The sequence below is a fragment of the Sphingomonas sp. genome (genome assembly GCF_036388435.1).
Lineage (GTDB): Bacteria > Pseudomonadota > Alphaproteobacteria > Sphingomonadales > Sphingomonadaceae > Sphingomonas.
The window spans coordinates 1-25,394 of the sequence record NZ_DASVRV010000049.1 but is presented as its reverse complement, the minus strand read 5'-3'; the positions used below and the strand labels follow the sequence as shown (position 1 = coordinate 25,394).

Here is a 25,394-nt window from a genome sequence, read left to right as displayed (position 1 = left end):
CCCACCCCGACGGGTAATTTCAACCGCCATTTCCTTGCCCAGGGTCAGCGGGGATTCTACAAGTCGCGCGGATGCTCATGCGACGGGAAACAAGGTGATCGATCAGACCGGGCTGGAAGCCCTGGCGGGGCTGCCGTTCCGCGATGCCATAGCCGAGATTGCCGACAAGCCCTACAGGATCGCCGCACAGGGCAGCGACGATAGCTCGCCCGTGGCGACGATCGCAATTCCAACCTATCAGCGTCCGCACTTCCTCGCCGAAGCGATCGCCAGCGTCCTGGCGCAACGTTTCGATCTACCGTTCGAGATTGTAGTGGTCGACAATGATCCGGAGTCGGCGGGTCCGGAGCTTCTGCTCGGCCGCTTTCCCGAGCTGCGCTCGCGCAAATTCCGGTATCTGGTCAACAACGAGAATATCGGCCTTTTCCACAATCACAATCGCTGCATCGACGTGGCGCGCGCGCCTTGGCTGTCGATCCTCAACGACGACGATCTGCTCGATCCGGCTTTCCTGAAAGTCATGTTTGCCGCGATCGACCGCAATCGTGAGATCGACGGGCTGATTTGCCGAAAACAGGTGTTCGATCAGCGGGAAGGCGGCTCCGTGGATCACGGTGCGACGAGATCGCTCCCCTGGCATCTGGCCAAGCGCGCTTTGTTGGATCTGAACTTCTTGGGCCGGCGGACGAGAAACATCCCGCAGGCGAAATTCTTCTGGGGCGCAGTTCTGGGGAGCACGGGAGGCTGGCTATTTAAGCGCGACCTAGTGCGACGGATCGGCGGCTATTACCCGGAAGAGTTTCCCGCCTCCGACCTTTGGCTGCTCGCTCGCTTCGCGAAGCTTCACCAGTTGCGGCAGCATCGCGACGCGCTGATCCGAGTGCGGATCGCGGAGAATGAGACGGCCCGCCCGTCCACCGTGAAGACCGGGCTCGAATGGGGATACAGGCTGCAAAGCAGGCTCGTGGGCTGGGAAGTACCGTGGTTGTGGGGCCGATTGCTGCCGCTGATCATCGCTCAGCACCGGGCCGAGTTTCGCGACTTCTGGCGAGTGGAAATCCCGAAGCAGGAGTTGGAGGATGCATTGGGCATTCGCCTTCCTAAGGAACGCCGTATCCTGCTTCGCTTCCTACAGGTGGTGTTGCGCGGATTCTGACTCATCGGCGAACGACCTATCTGGTCACCTCATCAAGGACCGACACGGTTTCTGTGATGGCGCGATCGAAGGAGAGGCGATCATGGTAGAAGTGCCGTCCGCTTTCACCCATTTTCCGTAGCGAAGTATTGCTCATCGTCGCGAGTTCGATCATCGCGTCGGCGATCGCGTCGATGTTCTCCGGCTCAACCGTCAGCCCGGCATGTGCCTGCGCGATCAGTTGCGCGGCCTCGCCCTCTAGACCCCCCAGAATCGCCTTACCCATGGCGAGGTAGAATTGCGTCTTGGATGGAACGGTGAACCTGAAGAAGTCGAGGTTCGCCAGGTGGACGACCAACACGTTCGCGTTTGCGAACACGTCGGCGATCTGACTTTGACGGACCGGCGGCATCAACCTCACGGCATCGACGCCCCGCTCCGCGACCACACGGCGCAGGCGCGGCAATTCGATACCCTCGCCCACCAGCAGCAGCTGGATTGCCGGTATCCGCGCCTGAGCCTTGATGGCCGCTTCTACGACCGCATCGAGTGCCTGATGCGGTCCCATATTGCCGCCATAGACAAAGGTGAAGCGGTTCTCGAAGCGATAGGGGGTCAGGTCGGTTCGCCCGTGCGCCACCGCCGCCTGCTCGTCCGCCCAGTTATAGATGGTGCGGAGCTTGGCGGACGCGACACCGCGCTCCGCCAGCGCGTCTCCCATGCCGTTCGACTGCACGACCACGCGTGCGGCGCGGCGATAAACGAAGTCGCACATCGCCCTCAGCCCCCGTTCGGCACGGCCACCTGCCATTCCCGACACCATCACCGAGTCAGGCCAAAGGTCCTGGATGTCGATCACGAACGGACGACGGGTGAACAGCCCGGAGACGGCGGCTGCGAAGCCCACCGTCATCGGGGGATGATAGACATAGATGGCGTCGTATCGCCTGCCACGCAGCAGACAGAAGATCAGGGCCGAGGCGAAGAAGGACAGGTAGGTCGCGGAGCGCCGCAGGCTCGATCGGTCGTGACTGGGGTAAAGCGGGACGCGGTGCACGACGATGCCGTCCATGAGGTCGCGCTGATACGGCCTGATCCGGTAACCCGGCTGTACTCTGCCCTGGGGATAATTGGGAAAGCCGGTCAGGACCTCCACGTCGAAGCCGCGGTCGCGTAGCGCCTTGGCGAAGCTCAGTCCCTTGAACGCGCCTTCGGGATCGAAGATTTGGGTCAGGAACAGGATCTTCGGTCGCTTGGGCACAAGGGTCTCCGGCTGATCGGGGGCGCATAGCCGTCCGTGCTACGCACCCGCAAGGCGCGCAACGCCGGGATCGGCGGGTGCATCGCGCCGGCGAGACGAGGGGACGCGATCGTCACGGCAATCCGCCCGGAAAGGTTGTGGCGATCGGTCGCCGCGCCTAGTCTGTCGGAGCGAACGACAGGCGGTGGAACGGGCAGGGCGGAATGAGACTCAGCGTGGCGGAGCGGCCGATCACCGCCACGGCCGTCTTGATCGGAACATATGTCGGTCTGGCCGCGGCGGCGATGTCGGCGCAGGGCGTGCTGGTGGAGCGCTTCTTCCACGACATCTATGTGCCGATCGATTACGCTTGGCGCAGCGCCCTGGGCCAGGTGCCGCATCTCGACTATCATACGCCGATCGGGCAGGCTTTCACTTGGCCCTTTCGCCTGCTGGCGCTGGCGGAGCCGGCCTCGCCCTTGATGATCGTCCATGCGGGCGTGCTGGTCGGCGGAATATTGCTGCTGATCGCGCTGGCGGGACTGCCGAGGCGTCTGGCGCCGCCGCTGTTCCTGCTCACCGGAGTCGGTGCGATCGCGATCGCGATGTCGCCGCGCGACCTGGACGCGTTCTGGTACATCTATTCGCACAACGCGCCTTATAATCGCTGGGGCCACGGTGTCCTCGTCCTGCTGGCGGCCATGACGCTGCTACCCCGCCGGGGCGAGGGGGGTGCTGGGTGGGTGCCGGACGGCCTGCTGATCGGCCTGATGTGCGGGCTGCTGCTCTACCTCAAGATCAACTTCCTGATGGGCGCGATCGGCTTCGTCCTGCTGGGCGCGGCTCTGCGGCAACTGGACTGGCGGGCGATCCCGGTGGCGGTGCTGGTCGTGGCCGCGATGATCGGCACGGTGGAACTGCTGTTCGGCAACAATCGCGCCTATCTGGGCGACCTTGCGCTGGCCGCTTCGGTGAACAGGGACGGATTGCTTGCCCGACTCTGGGGGCGCGACCTGCTCCAGACCGTCGCGATCGGATCGGTGTTCGTCGCAGTGGGCATGGGGGTGATCTGGCTGCTCCAGCCGGTGCGCTCGGTCGCCGAGGCGGTGCGGTCATGGTGGAAGCCGTCGCTCCTGCTCGCCGGCACCGTCGGGATCGCGACGGTGGTCCACACCCAGAACAATTTCACGCGCGAGGTGCCGCCGTTTCTGGTCGCGGTGATCGTCGTCGCCGAGGTGCAGCGACGCCGCATGCGCGACGCGGGCACGCGGCGCGGGCGCGATCCCGGACCGATGCGCCGCGCGCTCGCCTGGACGCTGGTGGGCGTGGTCGGGGGAACGACACCGCTGCTCGACGCCATGTCGGTCGTGGATCACGCGGTTGCCACCCATGGGCTCGACGCCGGGGCCATCCCCGCGCTACGTGGTACGGCGGGCGAGACGTTGCTCGTGTCGCGGCGGCTGATGCGGGATTTCCCGGATCGGCCGGGATTGCGGAAGGCGGGCGCCGAGGCGTTGCTGCCCCCCAACAGCCTGGCGCAACGGCGCCGACGTTGGCGCGCATTGACCGCGATGGAGGTCCGCAGCCTGGCCGAGGCGATGCGGCTGCTTCGGCCCCATGTGCGTCCGGGCGACGTCGTGTTCGCGGTCGACTTCGCCAATCCCTATCCGGCCTTCCTGCGCCTGCCGCCGCCGCCCGGCGCGCTGACCTGGTGGCACATCGACCGAAGCTTCTCCGCGACGGTTCATCCCGATCTGGACCGCATGGTCGACGCCACCACCTTCGTGATCCAGAAGCGGATCGACACCCAGGCGGGACCGCATGGGGAAGTGCTCTGGCCGGTGATCCGTTCCGCGGTCGAAGCGCGCCACGGGATAGTGGCCCAGGGGGAGCTCTGGACGCTATGGCGGGCACGGACGCGCACGGGAGGTTGACCTGACGCCGCAAAGCGGAAAAAGAGCGCGCGGCGGACATCGTCGCCCAGTTTTAGGACCGACCGCGATCGTCATGCCCGCCGTACCGCACCTTTTGCGCAGGGTCATGGCGTTCGCCCTCGTATCGGGCATGGGGCTCGCGATCGACTTTCTGCTGTTCGCATTGCTTGTTCACTGGGGCGCGCAACCGGGCTGGGCCAACATCCTATCGGCCAGCGTCGCCGTCGCCTTTGTCTTCTTCGCGTCGGTGCAGCGGATATTCGCCTATGATGGCGGCTTCCTGTTCGGCCTGTTCCTGGCCTACCTGCTGTACCAGATCGTCGCGGTGATCGCGGCGTCCGTCGCGGTGGGCGTGCTGGCCGCGCGAATGTCGCCGCTGCTCGCGAAGCTGGCGGTGCTCCCGGCGACGTTCACCGCCAACTTCGCCTTCATGTCGCTGCTGACACGCGGCATTCGTGCCCGCATTCCCGCAGGGCACAAGGAACCGTTTCGCGATGACTGACCGTATCCTGCTGTTCGTTCCCATGTACAATTGCGAGCGGCAGATCGGCCGCGTGCTCGCGCAGATCACCCCGGAGCACCAGCGACTGCTGGCCGAGGTGATGGTCGTCGACAACCGCAGTACCGACGGGGGTCGCGAGGTCGCGATCGAGGCGCTTCGGAGGATGCGCGACGTACCTACCCGATTGGTCAGGAACGATAATAATTACGGGCTTGGCGGATCGCACAAGACGGCCTTTCATCACGCATTGAAGGGAGGGTTCGATTACCTGATCGTGCTTCACGGCGACGATCAGGGTGATTTCGCCGATATCGCGCCCTATCTGCGCGACCGCAGCTATGCGGGCCTGGACGCGTTGCTCGGCGCGCGGTTCATGAAGGGATCGAAGCTGGTCGGCTATTCGACCACGCGTAGGCTGGGGAACCGGGTATTCAACGCGCTTTATTCGGCCGCTACCGGCGTTCGGATTCATGATCTGGGCAGTGGGCTGAACATGTACCGGGTGGGAGCGCTCGCCGATCGCTTCTGGTTGGGCAACGCCAACGATCTGACCTTCAACTACCATATGATCCTTCGATCGATCGCGGCCGGGTGGCGGATGCGGTTCTTCCCGCTCAGCTGGCGCGAGGACGACCAGGTGTCGAACGTCAAGCTCGTGCAGCAGTCGCTTCGCGTGCTCCGTCTACCGCTCGCCTACAAGGTCGCGCGGCGTCGCTATCTCGCGCGGGATTTCTCGGGAGCGCCCGATGCGCGCTACACCGCCGAGCCACTCTACATGTCGGACGGGACCATGGCTTGAGCGAGGCATTCCGCATCGGGACGCGTCGTCGCCTGGCGGTCGAGCCCTGGCTGCGCGCGCTGCTCTTCGCCGCGGCGCTGGCCACGCTGGCCTACATGTCGGTCGCGGTGATCGTGGCCGGGTGGAACGGCGCGGTGACGCTTCCCGTGACCGCCGCGACGCTGCTGTTCGCGGCTGCGACCTATCTGGCCAGCCATCTGCTGCGCGTCGCGCGACTTGCGCTGATCGCCGCGAACGACCGCGTCAGCCTTCGCCGGCTCGGCGCGATTCACCTGTTCACCGCCGGCGCGGGCTTGGCCATTCCGTTCAAGCTGGGCGACGTCTACCGGGCGGTGGAGCTTTCGGCGGCGGTGGGCGGCGCGGTACGCGCGGTCACGATCATCTTCGTCGAGCGCATGCTGGATGTCGGATTGATCCTGCTCCTGCTGCTTCTCGCGATCGCGTCCGGTCCCGCCCGCGCCGCCGACTATGGCCCGGTACTGACCGCATCATCGGCCTTCGTCGTCCTGGCCGTCTTCGCGGTGGCGCTTCTGCCGGACAATCTGCGCCGCCTGGCCGGTTTCATCATCCGACGTTATGACGGGTCGTGGACAGTGGCGGCGCTGCGCCGGATCACCGAAGCGCGCGCGGTGGTCCACGGGGCGGCGCTGATGATCGGCGGACGTTACGCACCGTTGATCGCCTTGACGATGCTGATCTGGATGCTCGAATTGCTGTCCATGGGTATCGTGATGGTCGGGGCGTCGGCGGACGTGGCGCCGCTCGGAACGCTGATCTCCTTTCTCTCGGCGGTGATCCGGGGCGACACGCTGCTCGACAACTTGCCCCCCAGCGCGGCCTTTCGTCGGATACCGGAGGCCATGGGCTATCTGGTGGCGACCCAGGTGCCGCTCGTCTTCGCCGCGCTCCTGGCGGGCATCGGCCTGTTTCGATCCCGCATCGAGTCGGTCGCGACGTTGGGCCGGAAGGTGGGCGTCTGATGCTCCACGTCCTGTACGACAATAGCGGACCGGTATCGGGGCGCGTTCAGGCGCTGATCGGCATCGGCGATTTCGCCCGGCTGATCTTTCGCCGGCGGACGCTTGCGGATCGTTTCCGCGGCGCGGTCCGCGACGCCGGGCTCAGGCCGGCGATCGAGCTGAACGACGAAGCGGATTGGTCGTCGCTGGAGGTGCGGCTGCGGGGAGGCGAGTGGAGCGGGGACATGTTCCTGCTCTGTCCCTCGCGCGTGGTGAGTACGCGCGAGCCCGCCGCGATGACGATCTTTCTGCGACAGGCCGAACATTCGCCCGGCGGCCTGGTCCTGGCGGCCGGCGACGGCCCGGACTGGAGCGGCTGGGTGCTGCTCGACGCCGCTCAGCTGCGCGATTACATCCCGCGCCGCGCCGAGGGCGACCTGCCCGGCTTCTTCCAGGAACAAGCCGGGCGCCTGGTCCGCATGCCCGACCGCCTCGCGCTCGTCGATCTCGACGACGAGGTGGTGTTGCTACGCTACCTGTCCAACGCCTTCGATGCGCGGTTCTTCAACGCGATCACCCAGACCGAATATCTGATCACCAAGACGTCCACCGACGTCACGAAGCTGCGGCGCGAGTTCGCTTTTTACGGGCTGCTCCCACCCGAGATGCAGATGTTCTTCGTCCAACCGTTCGACTTTCGGGAGGCCAGCGACCGGGCGTCTTACCGGATGGAGCGGTTGCACATCCCCGACACCGCGCTGCAATGGCTGCACGGCGCGCTCGACCGGGACGAGTTCGGCCGCTTCCTGGACCAGTTGTTCTTCTTTCTACGGCTCCGCGCGAGCCGGCCCGCGGCGAAGGGGGAAGCCGAGGCTCAGGTGGAAGCGCTGTTCGTCGACAAGGTGCGCGAGCGCGTCGCGGCCTTGAAGGAGCTGCCGCAATATGCCGAGCTGGCGCCGCTGCTGGAACGCGGCTGCGGCGGGGTGGACCGGTTGCTGGAACGCTATCTCGCGCTGTTCGCCCGGCACCGGCACCGGCTTCCGACCGACCGGCTGGTGATCGGTCATGGCGACCTGTGTTTTTCGAACATCCTGTACAGCAAGACCAGCCAGCTCATGAAGCTGATCGACCCGCGCGGCGCGAGTGGGGAGGGTGACCTTTACACCCATCCTTATTACGACATCGCCAAGCTGAGCCACTCGGTCCTGGGTCAATATGATCTGATCAACCATGATTCGTTCGATATCCAGGTCGACGAGGCGCTTCGGCTCAAGCTGGTGCTGGATCGCCCCGCCCCCGAATGGGCGGCGCCGATGTTCGCCGAGCGCCAGCGGGCGGCCGGGTTCGATCCCGGCTTGGTCCGGCTCTGCGAGGCGTCGCTCTTCGTCAGCATGCTCCCCCTCCACATCGACCGGCCGCGCAAGGTGCTGGGGTTCGCAATCAACGCGGACGCGATCCTCGGCGCGCTGGAAGCCGCCTGAACGGACCAACATGATCAGACGCGAACGCTGCATCGTCTTCGACATCGACGGCACCATCTGCCCGCTGAAGGCGGGCGACGAGGAATATGACGACCTGGTCCCGTTCCCGGCGGTCGTGGAGCGGCTGCGCGAGTACCGGGCGGAGGGTTTCTACGTCATCCTGTCCACGTCGCGGAACATGAACACGCATAGCGGCAACATGGGATTGCTGATCGCCCAGACCGCGAAGCACCTCCTGGCCTGGCTCGACCGGCACGAGGTTCCGTATGACGAGCTTCATGTCGGCAAGCCCTGGCCGGGCAAGGGCGGCTTCTATGTCGATGACCGGTCGATCCGCCCCGACGAGTTCCTGCGGCTGAGCTATCCCGAAATCCGCGAATTGCTGGGAGACGACGCGTCGTGACGACCGCGATCATCACCATGGCGGGCTTCGGCCGACGCTTCCTCGACGCGGGCTATGCGGTGCCCAAATACCGGATCGAGGCGCATGGGCGCAGTTTGTTCGCCTGGTCCATGCTGAGCCTGCGCTCGTTCATCGGCGCGGGGACGCGTTTCGTGTTCGTGGTGCGCGCGGCGGACGAGGCCGGCGACTTCATCGCGCGCGAGGCCGCCGCGCTCGGGATCGCCGACCACGCGCTGATCGAGCTGGACGCGCCGACCGATGGGCAGGCGACGACCGCGACGCTCGCCGCGCCGGCGATCAGCGATCGCGCCGATCCGATGTTCATCTACAACATCGATACGTTCGTGCATCCGTCCGCGCTGTCGGCGCGAGCACCGCGGGGGGAGGGTTGGATCCCGTGCTTCGCCGCCGATGGCGATCACTGGAGCTTCGCCGCTGCGGACGACGAGGGGCGCGTGGGCGAAGTTCGGGAAAAGATGCGCATCTCGCCGCACGCCACCATCGGCCTGTACTGGTTCGGCTCGTTCGACCTCTTCGCGCGGGCATATGACCGTCACTACGCGCCGGGCCGCCCGACGGATGCGGGCGAGCGTTATGTCGCGCCCCTCTATAACGACCTGCTCGCCGAAGGGCGCGCGGTGTTCATCCAGGACGTGCCGGTCGACGCCGTGGTGCCGCTCGGTACGCCGGCCGAGGTGGAGCGCTTTCTGGCGTCGGTTCCCCCCTCGCTCGGCGACGCCGATCGAGCGACGGCGGGATGACGGAGACTGGGCTTTCGATCGGGATCGACGCGTCGAACATCCGCGCGGGCGGCGGGCTCACCCATCTCGGCCGGCTGCTGGATGCCGCGCAGCCCCGAGCCGCGGGGATCGACCGGGTCGTGGTCTGGAGCGGCGGGCATACGCGGTCGCGATTGCCCGACCGGCCCTGGCTGGACCGCATTCACATACCCGCGCTCGATCGCGCGCTGCCGTGGCGAGCGGGCTGGCAGCAGGCCGTTCTGCCCCGGGCGGTCGGGGCGCAAGGCTGCGACCTGCTCTTCTCTCCCGGCGGAACCCTGCCGCGCCGCGCGGGCGTGCGGACGGTGACCATGTCGCAGAATATGCTGCCGTTCGAGCCCGAAGAGGCCGCGCGCTTCGGTCGTGGATCGACGATGTGGTGGAAGATGCGGCTGTTGCGGCGGGCGCAGGCGCGGTCCTTCCGGACGGCGGACGGGGTCATCTTCCTGACCGACTATGCCCGGAACCGGGTGACGACCGCGATCGGCCGGCCGCCGTCGAGGACGGCGATCGTCCCGCACGGATTGGAGCCGCGTTTCTTTCTGGCGCCACGCCGCGCGGTCGGGCGGGACGAATTGACGCCGGAGCGACCGTTCCGGCTGGTCTATGTCTCGCAGGTCGATGTCTACAAGCACCAGTGGAACGTCGTGAGCGCGGTAGGCCAGCTGCGTGCGGAGGGCTTGCCCGTGACCCTCGACCTGGTCGGCGCCGCCTATCCGCCCGCGCTCGCCCGGCTGCGCGAACGGATCGAGGAGGTCGATCGGGCCGGCATATTCGTGCGGTATCGCGGCCTGGTTCCGTTCGACGAATTGCACCGCTGCTATGGCGAGGCGGACGGCTTCGTCTTCGCATCGACCTGCGAGAACATGCCCAACATCCTGCTCGAGGCGATGGCGTCGGGCCTGCCCGTCGCGAGTTCGTCCTATGGGCCGATGCCGGAAGTCCTGGGCCAGGACGCGGTGTATTTCGATCCGGTACGAGCCGACTCGGTCGCGCGGGCCTTGCGGACGATGATCGCGGACGCCGCGCTTCGCGACCGGCTGGCGGCCGTGTCCTTCGACCGGGCGCAGGCCTTTTCATGGACCCGCTGCGCCCAGGACACGTTCCGCTTCCTGGGCGAGGTAGCGCGCGGTGATCAATAGTCGCGCCACACCGTCCGGTTCACATAGTCGGTGTAGCTCAGGATGATGCGCACTACCTTGTCCGACACGTTGGGCATCGAATAATCGGCGACCGGACGCAGCGTCCGCTCCGTCCCGCGCGCCTGCGAGCGAAGGATCTCCAGCGCCTGGAGCACACGCTCGGTGCTCAGGCCGGTCATCATGACCGAGGCTTCCTCCATCGCCTCGGGCCGCTCATGCGCCTCGCGGATGTTGAGCGCGGGGAAGTTGAGGATGGAGCTTTCCTCGCTGATGGTGCCGCTGTCCGACAGCACCGCCCGCGCGTGCATCTGAAGCGCGTTATAGTCCAGAAACCCGAACGGCTTCAGCAATCGGACGCGCCTGTCGAATTCGAGCCCCTGCGCCTCGATCCGCTTGCGCGTGCGCGGGTGGGTGCTGACGAGGACGGGGCGATCATGGTGCTCGGCGACGGCGTTGAGCACCTCGTGAAAGCGGCGAAGCTGGCCGTCCGAGTCGACATTCTCCTCGCGGTGGCAACTCACGACGAAATACTCGCCCGGCCGCACACCTTGCGCGTCGAGGACAGTCGAGGCGTCGATGCCGGGCCGGTAATGGTTCAGGATCTCGAAAATCGGACTGCCCGTCTTGATCACCCGGTCGGGCGGCAGCCCTTCGGCGAGCAGGTAATCGCGCGCGATGTCGGAATAGGGCAGGTTGATGTCCGCCGTATGGTCGACGATGCGCCGGTTAATCTCCTCGGGCACACGGTCGTCGAAGCAGCGATTGCCGGCCTCCATGTGAAAGATCGGGATGCGCCGGCGCTTGGCGGGGATAACCGCCAGGCAGGAATTGGTGTCGCCCAGGATCAGCATCGCATCGGGCCGCTCCGCCTCCAGAACGCGGTCGACGGCGATGATGACCTGCCCGATCGTCTCGGCCGCGCTGGCGGCCGCGGCTTCCAGGAAGTGATCGGGACGGCGGATCTTCAGATCGTCGAAGAAGACCTGGTTGAGCTCGTAATCGTAATTCTGCCCGGTATGGACGATGCGGTGGTCGCAATGCTCGTCCAGCGCCGCCATGACGCGCGACAGGCGGATGATCTCGGGCCGGGTGCCGACCACGGTCATGACCTTCAACTTGCGCATCTCAAACCTTCTCGGCGATCGTGTCGGGGCGGGCGCGATCGAACAGCTCGTTCGCCCAGAGCATCGCGATCAGCATGTCCTGGCCGACATTGGTGACGTCGTGCGTCCAGCCGGGCACGGTCTCGACCACGGTCGGGGTCTCGCCGGTCGTGCGCACCTCATAGGTCTCGCCCGTCAGCATGTGGCGAAACCGGAACAACGCGTCGCCGTGGACGATGAGGAATTTCTCGGTCTTGGCATGGTGGTAATGGCCGCCGCGCGTCACGCCGGGATGCGCGGTGAAGAACGAGAACTGGCCCGAGTCGCGCGTCTTGAGCATTTCCGAGAAGCTGCCGCGCGGATCGCGGTGGCTTTCGATCGCATAGCTGAAATCGGCGGGAGGCAGGTACGACACATAGGTCGCGTAGAGCGCGCGAGGCAGCCCAACTCCGACATGGGCGATCATGTTGTCGGCACGATCGGCGCGAAAGCCCCGAACGGCATCGGCGACCGCGCCCACCGTCGTCGCATATACCGGCCCGGCGTCGAAGAATCCGGGCTCGACCGGCTCGGCCAGCCGGGCGATCAGCGTGTCGATCAGGTCGTCTATATGGATCAGCGCGAGCGCCGTCGACGGATCGTCGACCCGGATGGGAAGATCACGCGCGACATTGTGGCAGAAGGTCGCGACCGCCGAATTATAGTCCGGCCGGCACCATTTACCGAAGACGTTCACCGCCCGGTGGATCGCGACCGGAACCCCCGTCGCGGCGGACCAGGCGAGCAGCCGGTCCTCCGCCAGCTTCTTGCTGTCGCCATAAGGCGTGCCGTCGCCCGCCTTGGCGGACGAGAGGTGCAGGATCGGCGTTTCGCGACGCGAGGCGTCGACCAGCATCGTGAGCCGGTCGACGACCTGGTGATTGCCCTCGTATCCGGTTCCCGGTGGTGGCCGGTTGACCCCGGCGAGATTGACGATCGCGTCGGCCCCACCGATCACATCCGCCCACAGGGCGTCGGCGTCGTCACGGGTCAGCGCCACCGGGACGAAACGCGCATCCTCCGACAGACGCAGGCAGAGATTCCTGCCGACAAAGCCGTTCGCGCCGACGACCGCGATGCGCGCTGGACGGTTCATCAATCGCTCTCGGGCGCGGCGCCTTGGCGCACCTTCTGGATGTAGGAAAGCTTGTTCAGCGTTTCGACCATCTCCCCCCGGTCGAGCCGACGGGTGTTGTGCGAGTTGAAATCCTCGAACTCCGCGATGTGGCGATCACCCTTTTCGACGAAAATGGAATAATTGAGGTCGCGATTGTCGGGTGGCACACGGTAATATTGCCCTTGATCCTCCGCCATCGCCATCTCCTCGCGGCTGAGCAGCGTCTCGAACAGCTTCTCCCCGTGGCGCGTCCCGATGGTGCGGATCGGATGATCGGGCCGGTCCATGATGTCGAGAACCGCCTGGGCCAACACCTCGATCGTCGCGGCGGGCGCCTTCTGGACGAACAGGTCGCCATTGTCGCCATGCTCGAACGCATGGAGCACCAGGTCGACCGCCTCGCTCAGCGACATGACGAAGCGCGTCATTTCCGGGTCGGTGATCGTGATGGGGTTGCCGTCGCGGATCTGCCCCACGAACAACGGAACCACCGACCCGCGCGAGGCGAGGACGTTGCCGTAACGTGTGCCCGTGATCACCGTGTCGGTGCCCACGGCAAGCCGCGATTTGGCGACCATCACCTTTTCCATCAGCGCCTTGGAGATGCCCATCGCGTTGATGGGATAGACCGCCTTGTCCGTCGACAGGCAGACCACGCGCGAGACGCCGTTCTCGATCGCGGCTTCCAGCACGTTGTCGGTGCCGACCACGTTGGTCTTGACCGCTTCCATCGGGTGGAACTCGCAGGACGGCACCTGCTTGAGGGCCGCGGCGTGAAAGATATAATCCACCCCGCGCGTCGCGTTGGCGACCGATCGCTGGTCGCGGACATCGCCGAGATAGTAGCGCAGCCGCTTGTCGCGGTGAAAAAGGCGCTGGTCCTCCTGCTTCTTCTCGTCGCGGCTGAAAATGCGGATCTCGCCGAACGGCTCGTCGATGAACCGTTTGAGCACCGTGGAACCGAACGAACCGGTTCCGCCGGTGATCAGGAGTATCTTTTGGTCGAACATGCAGGTCCTGGTCCGGTTCATGACGGTTGCGGATCGGTGCGGTCGCGCCTGACATCGCGGTCCGAAGCTCGGACTGGGCTTGATCGCCGGCGTGTCCGCGCTGTTAGCGAGGCGCCCCGGCGGGATCAATCGAAACGGCGTCGTATCTACATGGCACGCCGGGCGGCTTTGCTTTATGCGGGCGACAACGGGTGGCCCTAGGGTATCAGGGCGGTTGGGGGCGTTGTCGGCCCCGGGTAAGGGACCGGTCCGATGAGTGTTCTTGTGCGATCCATCGCGTCCGTGGTGGAATTGCCGCGCCGTTGGAAGCAGGCGATGGCCGTGACGGTCGACGCCGGACTATGCGTGCTGGCGGTCTGGGCGGCCTATTATCTCCGTCTGAACGTCTGGGTCGATCTGTTCGCCCAATGGCCCGCCGTGCTCGGCGCGCTGGTGATCGCGCTGCCGGTGTTCACCTTTTGCGGCCTGTACCGCGCGGCCTTTCGCTATGTCGGGTGGGCGGCGCTGACCGACATCGTGCAGGCCGTGATCATCTATGGCGTCATCTACGCGGCCGTGTTCACGCTTCAGACCGTTCCGGGCGTGCCGCGCACGATCGGCATCATCCAGCCGGTCCTCCTCCTGATCGCGCTGTGCGGATCGCGCGCGTTGGTGCGTTACTGGCTGGGTGGCCGATATCGACAGCGCCTGGTCGGCACCAAGCGGGGTGTCCTGGTCTATGGTGCGGGATCGGCCGGACGCCAGCTCGCCGCGGCGATCGGCGACAGCGCCACGTTGCGAGTCGTGGGATTCATCGACGACGATCGCAAGCTGCGCGGCGCGCGGGTCGCTGGGCTGCCCGTATGGGGACCGGACCGCATGACCGAACTGGCCGGCGACCACGAGATCGCCGAGGTCCTCCTCGCCATTCCGTCAGCGAGCAGGACCCGTCGCAACGAGATCCTCGAGGCGATCCGCGCGGCCGAGCTCGCGGTTCGGACGCTGCCCGGGCTGATGGACATCGCGCATGGCAAGGTCACGACCTCCGACCTTCGCCTGCTCGAGGTCGACGACCTGCTCGGTCGCGAGGCGGTACGGCCCGTCATCGACCAGGCCGACCTGAGCATCCGCGGCAAGGTGGTCATGGTGACCGGCGCGGGCGGCTCGATCGGCAGCGAGTTGTGCCGCCAGATCGCGCTGCTGAAACCGGCGCGATTGCTGCTCGTCGATATCAGCGAATTTGCGCTGTACACGATCCATAGCGAGCTGCGCTGGCTGGACGAGGCCGTGGAGGACGGCGCCGAGCTGCTCCTGCCGCTGCTGGGGTCGGTCTGCGACGAGATACGGATGCGCCGCATCTTCGAGACATGGCGACCGGACGTCGTCTTCCACGCGGCGGCGTACAAGCACGTGCCGCTGGTCGAGCACAATGTCGTCGACGGCGTGCGCAACAACGTCGTGGGAACCTGGACCTGTGCCAGGCTCGCGCGCGACCATGCGGTCGGGCGCTTCGTTCTTGTGAGCACCGACAAGGCGGTTCGGCCCACCAACGTGATGGGCGCGAGCAAGCGTCTGGCCGAACTGGTGCTCCAGGCCTTGGCCGACGGCCCGGGCGCGACCACCTTTTCCATGGTCCGCTTCGGCAACGTGCTGGGGTCGAGCGGTTCGGTCGTGCCGCTGTTCCGCCAGCAGATCGCCGTGGGCGGCCCGATCACCGTGACCCATCCCGACGTGATCCGATATTTCATGACGATCCCCGAGGCCGCGCAACTCGTGCTGCAGGCCAATGTCATGGCGCGGGGCGGCGAGGTGTTCGTGCTCGACATGGGTGAGCCGGTCCGCATCGTCGACCTGGCCACGCGCATGGTGGAATTGTCCGGCCTCAAGGTACGCGGCGAGCACGCGCCCGAAGGCGATATCGAGGTCGTCTACACCGGCCTTCGCCCGGGGGAAAAGCTGTACGAGGAGTTGCTGATCGGTGACGATCCCGCACCGACCGCCCATCCGCGCATCATGACCGCGAACGAGCAGTTCCTGCCGGCCGATCGGCTGATTCCCCGACTGGAGCGGTTGCGGATCGATCTCGACGACCAGCAGATCGACTCGGTCCGTGCTCAGCTCATCGCATTGGTGGATGGTTTCACGGCGGCACCGGACAATGTCGACTGGATACGGCAGGAAGAACGTCGACAGGCGGCTGGCGCTACGATCCGACCCGCCGGGCGAGACGATCATACCGATCATCACGCGACGCCGTTGAATGCTTAGTGCGACGGCCGAAGCGCGCGCCGCGCATGGATCGGACAAAAAAATAGCGGCCCGAAGACCGCTATTCTTATTCCGTCGTGAACCGAAGCTTACGGGCTATCGGGTTCATCGTCGCTGTCGGCGATGATCACGATGCCGATGATCACGGCAGCGGCCGCGAGGATCGCGACCAAGATACCACCACCAATGGCTTCGCTATCCTTGGCGGTCGCCGAGCCGGCACGCGCCGACTGAGAAACCGAAAGGCTGGCGGCCGGGTTAACGGCGGCGGCACTGACCGGAGCAACTGCCATCATGGCGGCCGCGGCGGTCAGGAGATACTTCCCAAGACGCATGTCGAACTCCCTATTGTTCGTAGCCTAAGGCCATGACACGATTACGTGCGCAGGACAATAGCCTAACGATATCAGTGCAAAAAGCGTTCCGCACTGTTGCGGCGGTGCAACAAACCTCACCCCGCCAGCTTCCTATAATGCCTGCGGCGACTTTGGAAAGCGAGTCGAGCGCCCGACCGTGCGACGGACAGGCCGGGTGGACGGCTCAGCCCGTCTGGAGCAGCCATTGATCGGTCCCCTGCAATCCCAAAGCGGTCAGCCTGCCGGTGGCATAAGCGCCGGTGTCGATGCCGATGCGATGCGGCCTGAACTCGACCTCGGGGGTGATGGTGTGGCCATGAACCACCCGCTTGCCGAGTCGCCCGCGATGGCCGAGAAACGGATCGCGAATCCAGCGCAGGTCGCCGACGCGCTGGTCGTCGAGCGACCGATCGGGGCGGACCCCCGCATGGACGAACAGGTAATCGCCCAGGGAGATCATGTCCTCGAAAGACTCCAGAAAACGCCGATGCGAATCGGGAACCAGCCGCGCCAGCACTTCGGCGAGTTCGTCATAGCCGAGCCGCTCATAGTCGGTCTCGCCGACACCATAGCTCAGGACCGTCTCGCGCCCGCCGATCCGACAGAAAAGCTTGAGCGCCTGAAGATCCCCGGCGAGCGCCTCGACGAACACTTCCTCGTGATTGCCCGCCAGGAAACGGACTCGCCGGCCGGACCCGGCAAGGTGCCGCAGCCGGTCCACGACGCCGGCCGAATCGGGGCCGCGGTCGACCAGATCGCCCAGAAAGACGATCGTCGTCTCGGCGGGGTCACGGCGCCCATCGTCGGCGTCGATGCGGGCGAGCAGCTCGTCGAGGAGATCAAGGCGCCCATGAATGTCGCCCACCGCATAGACACGCGTTCCGTCCGGCAGCGCATCGCGCTGCGCGTCGGCGCGCACTCGTGATCTCAATAACTTAGCGAGCATGTTCACCCTTTGATGGCGCGCGAGATAGTGGCGGCCGTGGCTTCCGGCAACCGGACCCGTCTGGGCGCCACGGTCCGAACCATCTATGAACGCGCCCGATGACCGTTTCCGTCGCCCTGGCGCTGCTCGCGCCGACACTCGCGGCCCAGGCCACAGCGCCCGGCTTTCACGAGGCCTTGCGCGCCGCCGATGCCCGGCTGGCGGCGATCGGCCATCGGCTGGCGCTGGCCAATGTCTCGCTATGTCGGGAACGTCAGCCCGCGGTGGGAGTCGTCATCCATGCGCTGGGCCAATATGGGGTCGCGGACCGGGACGCCGCACGCCGGGCGTTCGGCTTCGAAACTCCCGTCGCGGTCGAAGCGGTCATAGCCGGTGCGCCCGCGGCGGTCGCCGGCGTGCGCGCCGATGACGGGCTGATCGCGGTGAACGGCGTGGCGACCGGGGGCGACGTCGGCATCGCCGATCGCGATCGAACGATCGACCTGATCGAGCGCGGCGATCCCGGCGCACCCATCGCGCTCACGCTTGTTCGCGACGGCGCGACGAGGGTCGTCACGGTGAGGCCCGTGCCGGCCTGCCGCGCGCGATACGAACTGCTCCTCGGGCGCGGCACGTTCGCGGGATCGGACGGCCGCATCGTCCATCTCGGCGAACGGTTCTTCGAGCGTTACCGCGACGACGAGATCGCGGTGATCGTCGCGCATGAACTCGCGCACATCATCCTGCGGCATCCCGACCGGCTGACGGCGGCGAAGGTCGATCGTGGTCTGTTGCGCGAGCTGGGCCGCAATGGACGGCTGTTTCGCCGTACCGAGAACGAAGCGGACGAGTTGAGCGTCCACCTGCTCGCCAATGCCGGTTACGATCCGCTGAGCGCGGCCCGATTCTGGCGCGAGCGGGGCGGCGAGATCGATTCGGGCGTGTTCCGGGCGCGAACGCATCCGTCATCGCGGTCCCGCGCCGACTCGCTGGAAAAGGCGGCCAGGTCGCTGGCGGGGCAGGCGCGGCCGACCAGGCCGGCGCTCCTGGCGACCCGCGATCAACCGCTGGACTAGCCGGCGAGCCTGAGCCGATCCGGCGACGTGGGGCGGGGCTGGTCGGGCCAGATGCCGCGCGTATCGAGCACCTGCTTTCCCGCGCGCTCTTCCAGCGGGATCGACCGGAACAGGTCGTGGTCGACCAGCACGATCATGATCGGGCAGGTCTCGATCGCGGTGTCCACATCGACCAGCGTCGCACCGCTTCCCGCGAACGCCGCGGGCAGCCCTTGCGCGAAAGGCTCGACCACGCGCACCCGATCGCCGAAACGACGGGCCAGCGCGGCGGCGACGCGGAGCGCGGGGCTTTCGCGGAAATCGTCGATATTCGCCTTGAACGCCAACCCGAGGCACGCGACCGGGACGCCGGGCCGCGCGTCGATCAGCGCGGCGGCCTGTGCGATCACATGATCGGTCTTGCCGTCGTTGACGAGCCGCGCGGTGCGGATCAGCGGCGTGTTGCCCGGATCGCCGTGGACCAGGAACCAAGGGTCGACCGCGATGCAATGCCCGCCGACGCCGGGGCCGGGCTGGAGGATGTTCACGCGCGGGTGTCGGTTGGCGAGGCGGATCACCTCCCACACATCGACACCCATCGTGTCGGCGACTAGGCTGAGTTCGTTGGCGAACGCGATATTGACGTCGCGAAATGCGTTTTCGGTCAGCTTCGTCATCTCGGCCGCACGCGCATTGGTGGTGACGCAGGCGCCGCGCACGAACCGGCGGTAGAAGCCCAGCGCCTTGCGCGCGCAGCGTGGCGTCACCCCGCCGATCACACGGTCATTGGCGATGAGTTCGTGGAGGATGCGGCCCGGCAGGACGCGCTCGGGACAATAGGCTATCGCGACGTCCGCCTGCTCGCCCGCGCGCCCCGGGACCCGCAGATCGGGCCGGAGCCTGGCGATCAGGTCGCGGACCTGTTCGGTGGTGCCGACGGGCGAGGTCGATTCGAGGATGATCGTGTCGCCGACCTTGAGCACGGTCGCGATCGACCGGGCGGCCTGGAGCACGAACGAGATGTCGGGCGCATGGTCGTCGCCAAAGGGAGTCGGCACCGCGATCACGAATATGTCGGCGGGCGCGATCTCGGTCGAGGCACGCAGATCGCCGCGCGCGACGACGCCCGAGACGAGCCCGTCCAGGTCGACCTCCTCGATATGGACCCGGCCCGAATTGACGGTATCGACCACGCTCCGCGCCACGTCGACGCCCAGCACCCGCGCCCCCGTCCGCGCGATCACCGCGGCGGTGGGCAGGCCGATATAGCCGAGGCCGAGGACGACGACGCTGAGTTCAGTGTCCGAAACCATGCGCGATCACCTTTGCGATTCGGCCCGCCGCCTTGCCGTCCCCGAAGGGATTATGGGCGCGTGCCATGGCCTGATAGGCGCCTTCGTCGTCCAGAAGCGTGAAGACTTCGGAAACGATGCGATCCTCGTCGGTGCCCACCAGCCGGGCGGTGCCCGCCGTGACGCCTTCGGGGCGCTCGGTCGTCTCGCGCATGACGAGCACGGGCTTGCCGAGCGCGGGCGCCTCCTCCTGCACCCCCCCCGAATCGGACAGGGCCAGGTGGCACAGGCCGAGCGCGCGGACGAAGTGGGGATAGTCGAGCGGGTCCACCCGCGCGATGGTGGCGCGGTCGCCCAGTAGCGCGTCCATGACGTCGACGACATTGGGATTGGGGTGGACGGGAAAGAGCACCGCCACGTCCGGCCGCTCGGCGATCCGCGCGATCGACCGCGCGATCGCTTCCATCCCGCCACCGAAATTCTCGCGTCGGTGGGTGGTGACGAGGATCACGCGCCTGCCCGCGAACCGCGCGGCGATGTCGTCGAGCCCGGCCGCGAGCGACGGATCGGCGGCGATCCGCGCCTCCGTCCAGTGCAGAGCGTCGATCACCGTGTTGCCGGTCACGTACACGGTCGCGGGATCGATATTTTCGCGCCGCAGCGCCGCGCCCGCGGTTTCGGTCGGCGCGAAATGCTGGTCGGCGATCGGCGCGACGATGCGGCGGTTCACCTCCTCGGGCCAGGGATGGAGGATGTCGCCCGATCGCAGCCCCGCCTCGACATGGCTGACGGGGATGCGCCGGTAATAAGCCGCAAGGGCGCCCGTCATCGCGGTCGCCGTGTCGCCCTGGACGACCACGCGGTCGGGCTTCTCCGCGTCCATCACCTCGCCCAGCCCGGTCAGCAGCCGCGCGGTGAGCCGGTCGAGCGCCTGCCCCGGCTCCATCAGGTCGAGATCGCGGTCCGGGGCCAGACCGGCGATGGCGAGCACCTGGTCGAGCAGGCCGCGGTGCTGCGCCGTGACGCAGGTGCGGACATCGACCGCGCCCGTGTTGGCCAAGGCGCGGATCACCGGGAACAGCTTGATCGCCTCGGGCCGGGTGCCGAACACGACGAGGACCTTGGGTTTGAACATGAAATCTCGCTTAACGAGTCGGCCTTAAGGGGGCGTCAATTGCCGCATCGTGCGACCAGCGATATGCGGGGGCAACCAGGAGGATCCATGACCCACAAGCCCGTCCGCAAAGCGGTGTTCCCCGTCGCCGGCCTCGGCACGCGTTTCCTGCCCGCCACCAAGGCGATGCCCAAGGAGATGCTGACCGTCGTCGACAAGCCGCTGATCCAATATGCGGTCGAGGAAGCGCTGGAGGCGGGGATCGAGCAGATCATCTTCGTCACCGGGCGTGGCAAATCCTCGCTCGAGGATCATTTCGACATCTCCTACGAGCTGGAGGCGACGATGCGCGCGCGGGGCAAGTCGCTCGCCGCGATCGAGAATATCCGCCAAAAGCCCGGATCGCCCGTCTATGTCCGCCAGCAGGAGCCGCTCGGTCTGGGTCACGCGGTGTGGTGCGCGCGCGAGATCGTCGGCGACGAGCCCTTCGCGGTGCTCCTGCCCGACGAGCTGATGGTCGGCGCCCCCAATTTCCTGAAGCAGATGGTCGAAGCCTATGCCGCCGTGGGCGGCAACATCGTCGGCGCCCTGGAGGTGCCCGACGAGGAGACGGACAAATATGGCGTCATCTCGCCCGGCCGGACCGACGGCCGGCTGACCGAGGTCACCGCGCTGGTCGAGAAGCCCGCCCGGGGTACCGCGCCGTCGAACCTCATGATTCCCGGCCGCTACATCCTCCAGCCCGAGGTGATGAAGGTGCTCGACGATCCGGTGACGGGCGCGGGCGGCGAGATCCAGCTGACCGACGCGATGGCACAGCTGATCGGGCGCCAGCCCTTTCACGGCTATACGTTCGATGGGCAGCGTTACGATTGTGGCGACAAGGCGGGTTATATCCAGGCCAATCTCGCCCTGGCGCTGGCGCGCGACGATATCGGGCCGGCGGTGCGGGATTTCGCCAGGAAATTGCTGGGCTAGGCGGGGCCGCAGGCCGGGCAGCCGGGGTCCTTGGGCAGCCTGAGCGTGCGGAAGCGGAGGGCGAGCAGGTCGACGAGCACCAGCTTGCCCGCCGAATCCTCGCCGAACGGAGCGACCGCGCGGATCGCCTCCAATGCTGCGAGGCTGCCGAGGACCCCGGCCGCCGGGCCTAATACGCCGTCCTCCGCGCAGGAGCCGCCCGGCCGTTCGGGCGCGGTGCCGACGAAGCAGCGGTAACAGGGCTGGGCGGGCTCCCAGCCGCGATAGGTGGCGAGCTGCCCCTCGAACTGCGCCACCGCCGCCGAGACGAGGGGCACGCGCATCGCCAGCGCGGCGTCGGCGACGGCGAGACGCGTGGCGAAATTGTCCGAACCGTCGATCACCGCGTCCGCGCCGGCCAGGAGCGCGGGGGCGCTGTCCGCGTCGATCCGCGCCGGCCGACACTCGACCGCGACATGGAGGTTGAGCCGCGCCACCGCGGCGCGCGCCGCCTCGACCTTGGGCGTGCCCGCATCGGCGGTCGAATAGATCGTCTGGCGGTGGAGGTTGGATGCGTCGACCCGGTCGTCGTCGATCAGGATCAGCCGCCCGACGCCCGCGCCCGCGAGATACTGGATCGCCGGCGAGCCGATTCCGCCCGCGCCGACCAGCGCGACCGTGGCGGCGCTCAGCCGGGCCTGCGCGCCGCCCCCGAATTCGCGCAAGACGATGTGGCGGGCATAACGGGCGAGCTCGTCGCCGGTGAAGCTCAACCGGTCGACCCGAAACCGCCCGCGCCGCGCGCCGTGTCGTCGAGCGCCACGACCTCCTCCACCGCCGCGCGCGTCACCGCCGCGGGGACGAGCTGCGCGATCCGCTCGCCGCGCCGGACCGCGAAGGGCCCGGTGCCGAGATTGGCGAGGATCACCTTCACCTCGCCGCGATAATCGCTGTCGATGGTGCCCGGCGTGTTGAGGCAGGTGATGCCGTGCTTGAGGGCGAGCCCGGAGCGGGGGCGGACCTGCACCTCGAACCCGTCGGGAATCGCGATGGCGAAGCCGGTCGCGACCGCCGCACGCGCGCCGGGTTCCAGCGTCAGGTCCTCGGCCGCGACCACGTCCATGCCCGCCGCGCCCGCGGTCGCATAGGCCGGGAGCGGCAGGTCCCGGCCATGCGGCAGGCGGAGAAGGGAGATGCGGATCATGGCGCCGCCTTAGCGCCCCCGATCGGGCGACGCGACCCCGGCCCGGTCACCGGTCGAGCGCCGCCGCGATCCGCTCGGCCAGCCGCGCCGCGACCGCCTGCTTGGGCAGGCGCGGCCAATCCTCGACGCCGGTGGCGGTGACGAGGTGCACCGCGTTAGCCTCGCCCCCCATCACGTCGCCCGATACGTCGTTGGCGACGATCCAGTCGCAGCCCTTGCGCACCCGCTTGGCGACCGCGTGTTCGACGACGCGCTCGGTCTCCGCCGCGAAACCGATCACCAGTCCGGGCCGCGTGGGCGAGCGCGCGAGCGTGGCCAGGATGTCTGGATTCTCGACCAGCTGGAGCGCCGGGGCCGCCTCGCCCTTCTTGGTCTTCTGCGCCGCCGCTTCGACGCGCCAGTCGGCCACGGCCGCGACCATCACTGCGACATCGGCGGGGAGCGCCGCGTCGACCGCCGCCGCCATCGCCCGCGCGGTCTCGACATCGACCCGGTCGACCCCGGCGGGCGTGGGCAGCGCGACGGGGCCGGCGACCAGCGTCACCCGCGCGCCCAGCATGGCCAGGGATTCCGCGATCGCGAAGCCCTGCCGCCCCGAGGAGCGGTTGGCGAGGTAGCGGACCGGGTCGATCGGCTCGTGCGTGGGCCCCGCCGTCACCAGCGCGTGGCGCCCGACGAGCGGACGGGCGCCGGGGGTCAGCATCGCCTCGATCGCGTCGGCGATGGCGGGCGGCTCGGGCAGGCGGCCCGGCCCCCATTCGCCGCACGCCATCGCGCCCTGGTCGGGGTCGAGCACGCGTACGCCGTCGCCGCGCAGCCGCGCGACGTTGCGCTGCGTCGCGGGGTGCAGCCACATGCGCACGTTCATCGCCGGCGCGGCCAGAACCGGCTTGTCGGTGGCGAGTAGCACGGTGGTCGCGAGGTCGCCGGCCTGTCCGCCCGCCATGCGCGCGAGCAGGTCGGCGGTGGCGGGGGCGACCACGACCAGATCGGCCTGCCGGCTGAGCTGGATATGCCCCATCTCATGCTCGTCCTTCAGGTCCCAGAGCGAAGTGTAGACGTGGTCCTCCGACAGCGCGGCCAGCGTCATGGGCGTGACGAAATGGCCGGCGCCCTCCGTCATGACGCAGCGGACGGCATGTCCGCGCTTGCGGAGCAGCCGGACGAGTTCGCACGATTTATAGGCCGCGATCCCGCCGCCGACGATCAGCAGGATGCGCTTCACCGCACCACCCGGGTGATGGTGATCCGGCGGCGCCGCTCGCCCGCCGCCGTGCGCAGCAGATCGCGCAGGCCGTCGGGGGCGAAGGCGAGGCCCGCCAGCAACGGTCCGGCGACGAGCAGCCCCCAATAAAAGGTATCCACCCGGCCCGCGACGCCGAGCAGGATCGCATAGGCGGCGAAGGTCGCCAGCGCCCGCCCCGCCAGCGGCTCCGCCCAGGCGGCCCAGCCGAACAGGGCCATGCCGACCAGCGGGGCGGCCAGCCAGAGCGGCGGCAGGCTGAGCGCGGTCGTGATCGTCATCGTCCGCACGAAGAAGCCGAAGCCGAGCATCCCCGCCCAGCCCGGCGAACCGGGATCGAGCGGGCGCACCACCTGGGCCACCGCATGGGCATGGGCGGCGACCACGATCGCGAACACCGCCAGCGCGAACGCCCAGCCCAGCGCCTCGCGCCGTTCGCCCTCGATCCACGCCGCCGCCGCCATCACCCCGACATACAAGGCGGCCGTCTCGCGCACCAGCATCGCCGCCAGCCCGAACGCCGCCGCCTCCACCCAGCGCCCGGGCCGCCTGAGCGCCAGCGACAGCGCGATCAGCAGGCCGGCCCAGATCTCGTGAAACCAGATCAGCTCGCGCTGGACGAAGACGAGCATTCCCGCCCCGAGCAGCAGCAGCGCGACCATGCGCGGCGGTCCTCGCCCGAATGCCGGCACGAACCGCGCCCACCAGGCGAGCGCCACCGCCGCCGCGAGCGCGTAAAGGAGCGCCTCCGATCCCCGATCAGGCAGGCGCGACTGGATCGCCGCCAGCGTCGGCAGGCGAAAGGTCACAAAGGGTCGGAGGGGATAGTTCCCGCTCCTCAGCGCCGCGGCGGTGATCGCGTAATAGTCGCCGCCGTGGCGGACCTGCTCGACGATCGTCTGGTAGAGGACGACATCGGCCTGATCCTCCGCCCGGTTCGCCGGCTCTCCGCTCGCCGGCGGCGGGGAGGGGGCACGGAGCGCGAGCAGGCAGGCCGCGAGCAGCAGCAGGAGCAGTCCGAGCGCCGCGCGCGCCCGGCCCCTGGAAAGGCCGGCGAAGCGGGTCGGCTGCGCGGTCCACCAGGGCTTGGCCGCGCGTATCAACCGACCGCCAGCATCGTCGCCACGACTCCCAGCGCGGCGGCCGCGACCGCTACGACGGCATATCGCCAGCCGAATCGCGCGCCGACGATCTCGACATGGGCGAGCGGCAGGGGCGGGGGGGCGCCGCCGGGCGGGGGCAGGTAGCGCGTCTCGAGCCGGCGGACGAGTTCGGGCAGCTTGGCGAGGGTGCGGATGTCGGCGACCAGGCGATTGGCGACCATCGCCTCCGGCCCGAGCTCGCCGCGCACCCATTCC

The 25,394-nt window shown here is 67.7% G+C and carries 24 protein-coding genes and 1 pseudogene; 12 read left to right on the top strand and 13 right to left on the bottom strand.

The window, feature by feature from the left end; translation table 11 throughout:
* Nucleotides 1-94: 94 nt before the first annotated feature.
* On the top strand, nt 95-1,156 hold the full coding sequence (locus VF592_RS12225; RefSeq protein ID WP_331005910.1) for a glycosyltransferase family 2 protein: 1,062 nt from the start codon (nt 95-97) through the stop codon (nt 1,154-1,156).
* A gap of 16 nt (nt 1,157-1,172) precedes the next feature.
* Here the strand turns inward: VF592_RS12225 and VF592_RS12220 are convergent, their stop codons facing one another.
* Nucleotides 1,173-2,396: a glycosyltransferase family 4 protein gene (locus VF592_RS12220; protein ID WP_331005909.1), complete on the bottom strand. Its 1,224-nt coding sequence runs from the start codon at nt 2,394-2,396 to the stop codon at nt 1,173-1,175.
* Nucleotides 2,397-2,599: 203 nt separating this feature from the next.
* On the opposite strand from VF592_RS12220, the gene VF592_RS12215 reads away from it, so the two are divergent.
* The 8 genes from VF592_RS12215 to VF592_RS12180 all read left to right on the top strand — a co-directional run bounded on the left by VF592_RS12215 (nt 2,600) and on the right by VF592_RS12180 (nt 10,374).
* Complete coding sequence (locus VF592_RS12215) at nt 2,600-4,309, top strand: hypothetical protein (RefSeq protein WP_331005908.1); 1,710 nt, start codon at nt 2,600-2,602, stop codon at nt 4,307-4,309.
* A 106-nt stretch (nt 4,310-4,415) separates the two neighbouring features.
* Nucleotides 4,416-4,811, top strand: a complete 396-nt coding sequence (locus VF592_RS12210; RefSeq protein ID WP_331005907.1) for a GtrA family protein — start codon at nt 4,416-4,418, stop codon at nt 4,809-4,811.
* On the top strand, nt 4,804-5,610 hold the full coding sequence (locus tag VF592_RS12205; RefSeq protein ID WP_331005906.1) for a glycosyltransferase family 2 protein: 807 nt from the start codon (nt 4,804-4,806) through the stop codon (nt 5,608-5,610). The genes VF592_RS12210 and VF592_RS12205 overlap by 8 nt, the downstream gene beginning before the upstream one ends.
* Nucleotides 5,607-6,590 carry a lysylphosphatidylglycerol synthase domain-containing protein gene (locus VF592_RS12200; RefSeq protein ID WP_331005905.1) on the top strand — a complete coding sequence of 328 codons (984 nt, stop codon included), beginning with the start codon at nt 5,607-5,609 and terminating at the stop codon, nt 6,588-6,590. The genes VF592_RS12205 and VF592_RS12200 overlap by 4 nt, the downstream gene beginning before the upstream one ends.
* Nucleotides 6,590-8,050 (top strand): hypothetical protein, encoded by a 1,461-nt coding sequence (locus tag VF592_RS12195; RefSeq protein ID WP_331005904.1) that lies wholly within the window; start codon nt 6,590-6,592, stop codon nt 8,048-8,050. Before VF592_RS12200 ends, VF592_RS12195 begins: the two co-directional genes overlap by 1 nt.
* A 10-nt stretch (nt 8,051-8,060) precedes the next feature.
* Nucleotides 8,061-8,453 (top strand): capsular biosynthesis protein, encoded by a 393-nt coding sequence (locus VF592_RS12190; RefSeq protein WP_331005903.1) that lies wholly within the window; start codon nt 8,061-8,063, stop codon nt 8,451-8,453.
* Nucleotides 8,450-9,214: a hypothetical protein gene (locus VF592_RS12185; RefSeq protein WP_331005902.1), complete on the top strand. Its 765-nt coding sequence runs from the start codon at nt 8,450-8,452 to the stop codon at nt 9,212-9,214. The genes VF592_RS12190 and VF592_RS12185 overlap by 4 nt, the downstream gene beginning before the upstream one ends.
* Nucleotides 9,211-10,374 (top strand): glycosyltransferase family 1 protein, encoded by a 1,164-nt coding sequence (locus tag VF592_RS12180; RefSeq protein WP_331005901.1) that lies wholly within the window; start codon nt 9,211-9,213, stop codon nt 10,372-10,374. Before VF592_RS12185 ends, VF592_RS12180 begins: the two co-directional genes overlap by 4 nt.
* On the opposite strand, the gene wecB (VF592_RS12175) is transcribed toward VF592_RS12180, so the two are convergent.
* The 3 genes from wecB (VF592_RS12175) to VF592_RS12165 are packed head-to-tail and all read right to left on the bottom strand — an operon-like array spanning nt 10,368 to nt 13,664.
* Nucleotides 10,368-11,498: a non-hydrolyzing UDP-N-acetylglucosamine 2-epimerase gene (wecB, locus tag VF592_RS12175; protein WP_331005900.1), complete on the bottom strand. Its 1,131-nt coding sequence runs from the start codon at nt 11,496-11,498 to the stop codon at nt 10,368-10,370. The genes VF592_RS12180 and wecB (VF592_RS12175) overlap by 7 nt on opposite strands.
* 1 nt (nt 11,499) lies before the next feature.
* Nucleotides 11,500-12,612, bottom strand: coding sequence for an NAD-dependent epimerase/dehydratase family protein (locus VF592_RS12170; protein WP_331005899.1), 1,113 nt, complete (start codon nt 12,610-12,612; stop codon nt 11,500-11,502).
* Entirely contained in the window at nt 12,612-13,664 is a 1,053-nt protein-coding gene (locus VF592_RS12165; RefSeq protein WP_331005898.1) for a polysaccharide biosynthesis protein, read from the bottom strand. Before VF592_RS12165 ends, VF592_RS12170 begins: the two co-directional genes overlap by 1 nt.
* A 294-nt stretch (nt 13,665-13,958) precedes the next feature.
* On the opposite strand from VF592_RS12165, the gene VF592_RS12160 reads away from it, so the two are divergent.
* Entirely contained in the window at nt 13,959-15,890 is a 1,932-nt protein-coding gene (locus VF592_RS12160; RefSeq protein WP_331005897.1) for a nucleoside-diphosphate sugar epimerase/dehydratase, read from the top strand.
* A gap of 89 nt (nt 15,891-15,979) precedes the next feature.
* Here VF592_RS12160 and VF592_RS12155 read toward each other — a convergent pair whose 3' ends face one another.
* Nucleotides 15,980-16,225 (bottom strand): hypothetical protein, encoded by a 246-nt coding sequence (locus VF592_RS12155; RefSeq protein WP_331005896.1) that lies wholly within the window; start codon nt 16,223-16,225, stop codon nt 15,980-15,982.
* 205 nt (nt 16,226-16,430) lie between these two features.
* Complete coding sequence (locus tag VF592_RS12150; protein WP_331005895.1) at nt 16,431-17,192, bottom strand: metallophosphoesterase family protein; 762 nt, start codon at nt 17,190-17,192, stop codon at nt 16,431-16,433.
* 98 nt (nt 17,193-17,290) lie between these two features.
* Here VF592_RS12150 and VF592_RS12145 point away from each other — a divergent pair, with 98 nt between their 5' ends.
* The gene (locus VF592_RS12145; RefSeq protein ID WP_331005894.1) at nt 17,291-18,247 is read left to right on the top strand and encodes a M48 family metallopeptidase; all 957 of its coding nucleotides are present in this window, start codon (nt 17,291-17,293) and stop codon (nt 18,245-18,247) included.
* Here the strand turns inward: VF592_RS12145 and wecC are convergent.
* Both wecC and wecB (VF592_RS12135) read right to left on the bottom strand, forming a co-directional pair.
* Nucleotides 18,244-19,539, bottom strand: a complete 1,296-nt coding sequence (gene wecC / locus VF592_RS12140) for a UDP-N-acetyl-D-mannosamine dehydrogenase (protein ID WP_331005893.1) — start codon at nt 19,537-19,539, stop codon at nt 18,244-18,246. The genes VF592_RS12145 and wecC overlap by 4 nt on opposite strands.
* Nucleotides 19,523-20,653: a non-hydrolyzing UDP-N-acetylglucosamine 2-epimerase gene (wecB, locus tag VF592_RS12135; RefSeq protein ID WP_331005892.1), complete on the bottom strand. Its 1,131-nt coding sequence runs from the start codon at nt 20,651-20,653 to the stop codon at nt 19,523-19,525. Before wecB (VF592_RS12135) ends, wecC begins: the two co-directional genes overlap by 17 nt.
* A gap of 87 nt (nt 20,654-20,740) precedes the next feature.
* Between wecB (VF592_RS12135) and galU the strand changes: the two genes are divergently transcribed.
* Nucleotides 20,741-21,610, top strand: coding sequence for a UTP--glucose-1-phosphate uridylyltransferase GalU (galU, locus tag VF592_RS12130; RefSeq protein ID WP_331005891.1), 870 nt, complete (start codon nt 20,741-20,743; stop codon nt 21,608-21,610).
* Here the strand turns inward: galU and VF592_RS12125 are convergent.
* From VF592_RS12125 to VF592_RS12105, 5 genes and pseudogenes are all read right to left on the bottom strand, one after another.
* Complete coding sequence (locus tag VF592_RS12125) at nt 21,607-22,362, bottom strand: HesA/MoeB/ThiF family protein (protein WP_331005890.1); 756 nt, start codon at nt 22,360-22,362, stop codon at nt 21,607-21,609. The genes galU and VF592_RS12125 overlap by 4 nt on opposite strands.
* A complete protein-coding gene (dut, locus tag VF592_RS12120) occupies nt 22,359-22,793 on the bottom strand; it encodes a dUTP diphosphatase (protein ID WP_331005889.1) in 435 nt (144 codons plus the stop codon). The genes VF592_RS12125 and dut overlap by 4 nt, the downstream gene beginning before the upstream one ends.
* A gap of 46 nt (nt 22,794-22,839) precedes the next feature.
* Complete coding sequence (gene coaBC / locus VF592_RS12115) at nt 22,840-24,018, bottom strand: bifunctional phosphopantothenoylcysteine decarboxylase/phosphopantothenate--cysteine ligase CoaBC (protein ID WP_331005888.1); 1,179 nt, start codon at nt 24,016-24,018, stop codon at nt 22,840-22,842.
* The gene (locus VF592_RS12110) at nt 24,015-25,139 is read right to left on the bottom strand and encodes a hypothetical protein (protein WP_331005887.1); all 1,125 of its coding nucleotides are present in this window, start codon (nt 25,137-25,139) and stop codon (nt 24,015-24,017) included. Before VF592_RS12110 ends, coaBC begins: the two co-directional genes overlap by 4 nt.
* Nucleotides 25,136-25,394: pseudogene (locus VF592_RS12105) on the bottom strand (ubiquinone biosynthesis protein UbiB); the annotation flags it as partial. The gene VF592_RS12110 and the pseudogene VF592_RS12105, both read right to left, overlap by 4 nt.

What these genes read in the sequence shown, in the direction of transcription:
- VF592_RS12215 (WP_331005908.1), top strand. Translation starts at nt 2,600, where the DNA reads ATGAGACTCAGCGTGGCGGAGCGGCCGATCACCGCCACGGCCGTCTTG.
- VF592_RS12210 (WP_331005907.1), top strand. Translation starts at nt 4,416, where the DNA reads ATGGCGTTCGCCCTCGTATCGGGCATGGGGCTCGCGATCGACTTTCTG.
- VF592_RS12205 (WP_331005906.1), top strand. Translation starts at nt 4,804, where the DNA reads ATGACTGACCGTATCCTGCTGTTCGTTCCCATGTACAATTGCGAGCGG.
- VF592_RS12195 (WP_331005904.1), top strand. Translation starts at nt 6,590, where the DNA reads ATGCTCCACGTCCTGTACGACAATAGCGGACCGGTATCGGGGCGCGTT.
- VF592_RS12190 (WP_331005903.1), top strand. Translation starts at nt 8,061, where the DNA reads ATGATCAGACGCGAACGCTGCATCGTCTTCGACATCGACGGCACCATC.
- VF592_RS12180 (WP_331005901.1), top strand. Translation starts at nt 9,211, where the DNA reads ATGACGGAGACTGGGCTTTCGATCGGGATCGACGCGTCGAACATCCGC.
- wecB (WP_331005900.1), bottom strand. Translation starts at nt 11,498, where the DNA reads ATGCGCAAGTTGAAGGTCATGACCGTGGTCGGCACCCGGCCCGAGATC.
- VF592_RS12170 (WP_331005899.1), bottom strand. Translation starts at nt 12,612, where the DNA reads ATGAACCGTCCAGCGCGCATCGCGGTCGTCGGCGCGAACGGCTTTGTC.
- VF592_RS12165 (WP_331005898.1), bottom strand. Translation starts at nt 13,664, where the DNA reads ATGAACCGGACCAGGACCTGCATGTTCGACCAAAAGATACTCCTGATC.
- VF592_RS12160 (WP_331005897.1), top strand. Translation starts at nt 13,959, where the DNA reads ATGGCCGTGACGGTCGACGCCGGACTATGCGTGCTGGCGGTCTGGGCG.
- VF592_RS12155 (WP_331005896.1), bottom strand. Translation starts at nt 16,225, where the DNA reads ATGCGTCTTGGGAAGTATCTCCTGACCGCCGCGGCCGCCATGATGGCA.
- VF592_RS12150 (WP_331005895.1), bottom strand. Translation starts at nt 17,192, where the DNA reads ATGCTCGCTAAGTTATTGAGATCACGAGTGCGCGCCGACGCGCAGCGC.
- VF592_RS12145 (WP_331005894.1), top strand. Translation starts at nt 17,291, where the DNA reads ATGACCGTTTCCGTCGCCCTGGCGCTGCTCGCGCCGACACTCGCGGCC.
- wecC (WP_331005893.1), bottom strand. Translation starts at nt 19,539, where the DNA reads ATGGTTTCGGACACTGAACTCAGCGTCGTCGTCCTCGGCCTCGGCTAT.
- wecB (WP_331005892.1), bottom strand. Translation starts at nt 20,653, where the DNA reads ATGTTCAAACCCAAGGTCCTCGTCGTGTTCGGCACCCGGCCCGAGGCG.
- galU (WP_331005891.1), top strand. Translation starts at nt 20,741, where the DNA reads ATGACCCACAAGCCCGTCCGCAAAGCGGTGTTCCCCGTCGCCGGCCTC.
- dut (WP_331005889.1), bottom strand. Translation starts at nt 22,793, where the DNA reads ATGATCCGCATCTCCCTTCTCCGCCTGCCGCATGGCCGGGACCTGCCG.